Genomic DNA, 4,440 nt, shown 5'->3' with positions numbered 1-4,440 from the left:
TGTCCAAAAAGACACCGGACTCCATGTCCAAAAACCCTATGGACATAACACGGTTAGGGGAGCATAAGCTAGAGCAACAATTACTAACACCTACTAACACCGAAGCCAGGAGTTACAGAAGCGATGCGCATCGCAGTGCTATTTAAAGAGGTGCCGGACACGTACGGCGAACGCGAACTGAACCTAGAGACGGGTTTGGCTGTTCGCACTGGTGACAACGTTGCGGACGAAGCAGTGGAGCGCGCCGTAGAGGCCGCGCTGACTATTGCTGAAGCCACCGGTGGTCAGGTGGAGTTGTTGTCGGTGGCACCGGCGTCCGCAGACGCAAGTATTAGAAAAGGCATCGCCATGGGCGCGGAAACCGCCCACATTGTTAGCGACGATGCGCTAATCGGCGCGGATTTTACGCTGACGGCGGAGGTGTTGGCGGCGTTGGTGCGTCGTGAAGAATATGACCTCGTGGTGGCCGGCAACGTGTCCAGTGACGGTGCGGGCGGCGTGATCCCAGCCATGGTGGCTGAGCTGCTGGACTGGCCGGCGTTGACCAACCTGACAAAGGTGGAGGTCAGCGGCTCCACAATCACCGCCACGCGCGCAAGCGACGGCGCCACGATGGAGCTTAGCGCCGAACTGCCAGCCGTGATTTCGGTGACGGACGCGTTCCCGGACGCGCGCTTCCCCAACTTCAAGGGGCTGATGGCGGCGAAGAAGAAAGAGCTGGACACGCTGATGTTGGCGGATCTGGGGGTTGACGCGAATGATTTCGCCCCGGCGCGCGCGATTGTTGTGGAGGCCAACCAGCGTCCGCCGCGTGAGGCGGGCACGCTGATTCATGACGACGGCACTGCCGCCACCCAAATCGCCGATTTCCTGGCCGAGAAGAACTTCATTTAAAGGGGGCTCACCATGACAGACGCTATGACAGACGCTATAACTCAGCCAGTTCTTGTTGTTATTGATTCTCTTGACACAGCGGCGGAGCTCCTGGGCGCCGCAAGTGAGATCGGCACGCCGGTTGCGCTGACTGCCAGCGAGGAGATCGCCGGCCAGTTGGGTGAGCTTGGCGCGGCGAAGGTGCTGGTAGCTAGCTTGCCGGATGACGTGTTGGGCATCCCGCTTACCGACGCCACCGTAGCCGCCATCACCGCCACCAACCCAGCAGCGATCCTCTTTGCCAACAATGTGGAGGGCCGCGACGTCGCGGCACGTGTGGCGGTGCGTGAGAAGCGCGCGTTGCTGACAGACGTGACCGCCGTGCGTCGCGACGACCAAGGCGTGATCACGGACCACTCCGTTTTCGGCGGCAACTACCTAACGGTTGGTGCGGCGACGCATAGTGCGCCGGTGGTGACGGTGCGTCCAGGCGCCGTGGATACACAAGCAACGCCCCAAGCAGCCGAGGTGGAGACGCTGGCAGTTGAGCTTTCCGGCAGGCGTGCGGCAACGGTGGTGTCGCGCGCTGAGGTGACTGATGAGTCGGCGCGGCCGCCGCTGCGCACCGCGGACCGCGTGGTTACCGGTGGTGCGGCGACGGGTTCGGCTGAGCAGTTCGAGGAGCTCGTCGGCGGCCTGGCGGACGCGCTGGGTGCTGCAGTTGGTGCGACGCGTGTGGCCGTGGATAACGGCTACATCTCCAACGATCACCAGGTTGGCCAGACCGGCGTGTTGGTCTCGCCGCAGCTCTACATCGCGCTTGGCGTCTCCGGTGCGATCCAGCACCTGGTGGGCATGCAGACCGCGGATACTATCGTGGCAGTGAATACGGATGCGGACTCGCCGATCTTCGAGGTCGCGGACTTCGGCGTCGTCGGCGACATCTTTGAGATTGTGCCGCAGCTCATCGCCGCAATCAACGAACGTAAGGCATAGCTGTGAACATTTCTTTACGACGCGGCCTGCCCCGCACCCCCGGCGGCGAACCCTGGCCACCCGCCGATGCTGTCGGGCCAACGCTCCCCGAACCTGCCGCTCCTGCTGAGGATGCCGCTCCGGTTAGTGCCGCTCCGGTTGAGGTTGCCGCTGGCGTTGCAACGATGAACGTGGCGCTGCGCCGCGGCCTGCCCCGTGTTGCCGGTGGTCCCGCGTGGCCGGAGGCAGAATCCGCGCAGGTGCCCGTACGGGAGTACGCCGCCAAGCCAGTCACGGAGACAGCCACAGCACCAGTCACGGAGACAGTCACGGGTCCGGTTGCAGAATCGGCCGCAGAGCCGGCTTCGCAGACGCAGCCAGCACCAACTCCGGCCACTGCAGCAAAACCTGCGGCAGCAAAACCTGCGGCAGCAAACCCCGCGGCGCTCAAAAAGCTTGGCTGGCTGAAGTGGCTGGTTGGCGTTGCTGTGCTTGGCGTGGTGGCAGTTGTCGCTGCTCGAATGGTGTTGGGTACGGGGTGGGGGCAGGGGTTCGTCGATAAGCATCCTGGCACTCAGCCACTTCCAGACGACGCACCCATCGGCTTCCCAGCCTGGCTAAACTGGGCCCACTTCTTCAACATGTTCCTGATGGTGCTGATCGTGCGCACCGGACTGCAAGTGCGCAACGAACGCAAACCCGAGGGGTACTGGGCACCGCGGTGGGCACCGAGCAAGAAAATCAGCCTGACGCTGTGGCTTCACCAAGCGCTCGACCTGCTGTGGGTAGTCAACGGGCTGGTCTTCTACATCCTGCTGTTCGCCACCGGGCATTGGGTGCGGATCGTGCCCACCAGCTGGGACGTGTTCCCCAACGCGGTGTCCGCCGGGCTGCAATACCTATCGCTGGACTGGCCGCTGGAAAACGGCTGGGTACACTACAACGCCCTGCAGGAACTGGCCTACTTCACCACCGTGTTCATCGCGGCACCGCTAGCCATCCTGTCGGGGCTGCGCATGAGCAGCTTCTGGTCCGAAAAATGGACCCACGCCAGCAAGGTGCTGACCGCGCCGCTGGCACGCAAGATCCACTTCCCGGTGATGATCTACTTCCTGGTGTTCATCGTGGTGCACCTCGGGTTAGTGCTGGCCACCGGGTTCCGACGCAACATGGCCGGCATGTTCGCCGCGCGTGGCGACGTCGACCCCTCCACCTACGCCACCGACTGGACCGGCGTGTGGGTGTTCCTCGGCGCGGTCGTTGTGATTGCCCTGGCGTGGTTCCTAGCAAAGCCACGGTTTGTTGCGCCCGTCGCGGGGGCGACCGGCAAGGTCAGCAGCCGCTAGCTTTTGCGGCTTTTACGGCTTTTTCGATTGGCCAGCCAGGTCATCCCCGCCCACACCAGCGGGATACCCGGCGCGACCACCAGCAGGTAATACGGCCACGGACCGAACAAGTTCAGCAAACTCCAGCCGCGCGGGTGGCGCGCCACAAACATGTAATTGCCGCCCGTGATCTTGTTCATCACCTGCGCAAACCCCGCCCACGCAAACGTGATGGCCGTGACGATCCGCCAGTCTTTCCAGGACGGCCGGTAGCCAAACGCGAACGTCAACACGGTCGGCACCACCAGCGCCGCCGTGTGGAAAAACCAGTACGCAAACTCCTGCAGACCCGGGTAGCGCTGCACGTATGCCATATCCGGCGTAAGCAGCGCCATCGGATTGAGCAGGAACCCCCAGTAGAAGGAGAGGGCTTGGGGCAGGGGGGCGTCGGTAAGCAAAGCGATCGGGGTTACCACCCGCAGTGCGTCAGTGACGTGAAACGGCGCCGTCTCATCCCACACAATGCGATCCGGGTGCAAAACCCACAGGTAATACGCGGTAACGCAAATGCCTAGGACCGCCCCGGCGACCTTGCGCGCCGCCTTCCGCTTGTTGCGCGGCAGCCTCCGCGCAGCCACAACCAGCACCCCACACAGCACGATCACAAACACGAGCACCCCTGCGTGACGACGATCAAACTGCACAATATTCCCATACGCCTCCCCATTCCGGGACGTCCAGTCCGGCGGCGTATACGGGACGGACGGCGGCAGCAAAGGCGGCATAGTACGTCGCGTTTTGTGCGTTCTGTGCGTTTTGTGCGTTTTGTGCGTTTTGTGCGTTTCGCGTGCTTGGGCGTGGTGCGCTTGCGCGTGGGCGTGGTGCGCTTCGCGCGCTTGCGCGCTTGGTCCTGCATTGGGCTCTGCGTGCGGCGTTGTGTCTGGCGTTGTGTCTGGCACAAGGCGTGATCGTAGCGGACCCGCCGTCGCTCCCCCTTGCTCGAGTGCCCCAAACCGGCCCCAAACCGGCCCTAAAGTCACCCACCCGCGCCCTTTTTCGCTAAACCCCGGATACAACACTACGGATAGATACCCAAAACACGGCCTATCCGTACTCTTCCGTTCGGGGTTTAGGCCCGAAGCCACCTCGGAGCCAACCGGCGCACACCAGAATGAGACGACGTTCGCCGGACCAGTCCATCCCAGGCCAAACCGGCCTCAAACCGGCAGCAATCCGGCCCCAAACCGGCCCTAAAGTCACCCACCCG

4 protein-coding genes are annotated in these 4,440 nt (G+C 63.1%); 3 read left to right on the top strand and 1 reads right to left on the bottom strand.

The genetic code is table 11. From position 1 onward, the window contains the following. The first annotated feature begins 123 nt into the window (after nucleotides 1-123). The 3 genes from HMPREF3101_RS06150 to HMPREF3101_RS12425 are packed head-to-tail and all read left to right on the top strand — an operon-like array spanning nucleotide 124 to nucleotide 3,194. Nucleotides 124-894 (top strand): electron transfer flavoprotein subunit beta/FixA family protein, encoded by a 771-nt coding sequence (locus HMPREF3101_RS06150; protein WP_070463698.1) that lies wholly within the window; start codon nucleotides 124-126, stop codon nucleotides 892-894. 12 nt (nucleotides 895-906) lie between these two features. Continuing rightward, entirely contained in the window at nucleotides 907-1,869 is a 963-nt protein-coding gene (locus HMPREF3101_RS06145) for an electron transfer flavoprotein subunit alpha/FixB family protein (RefSeq protein ID WP_246816667.1), read from the top strand. A 2-nt stretch (nucleotides 1,870-1,871) separates the two neighbouring features. Further along, nucleotides 1,872-3,194, top strand: a complete 1,323-nt coding sequence (locus tag HMPREF3101_RS12425; protein WP_168160167.1) for a cytochrome b/b6 domain-containing protein — start codon at nucleotides 1,872-1,874, stop codon at nucleotides 3,192-3,194. Here the strand turns inward: HMPREF3101_RS12425 and HMPREF3101_RS06135 are convergent. Next, nucleotides 3,191-3,958, bottom strand: a complete 768-nt coding sequence (locus HMPREF3101_RS06135) for a YwaF family protein (protein ID WP_070463697.1) — start codon at nucleotides 3,956-3,958, stop codon at nucleotides 3,191-3,193. The genes HMPREF3101_RS12425 and HMPREF3101_RS06135 overlap by 4 nt on opposite strands. Between the last annotated feature and the right edge of the window lie 482 nt (nucleotides 3,959-4,440).

Origin of the sequence: Corynebacterium sp. HMSC29G08 (assembly GCF_001806875.1) — a bacterium.
In the GTDB taxonomy this organism is placed as follows: domain Bacteria; phylum Actinomycetota; class Actinomycetes; order Mycobacteriales; family Mycobacteriaceae; genus Corynebacterium.
Note: the sequence above shows the minus strand (reverse complement) of the source record. Positions and strands in the feature narration are given on the sequence as shown.

Excerpts from the sequence above, each read along its gene's own strand:
- HMPREF3101_RS06145 (WP_246816667.1), top strand. The coding sequence starts at position 907 with ATGACAGACGCTATGACAGACGCTATAACTCAGCCAGTTCTTGTTGTT.
- HMPREF3101_RS06135 (WP_070463697.1), bottom strand. The coding sequence starts at position 3,958 with ATGCCGCCTTTGCTGCCGCCGTCCGTCCCGTATACGCCGCCGGACTGG.
- HMPREF3101_RS06150 (WP_070463698.1), top strand. The coding sequence starts at position 124 with ATGCGCATCGCAGTGCTATTTAAAGAGGTGCCGGACACGTACGGCGAA.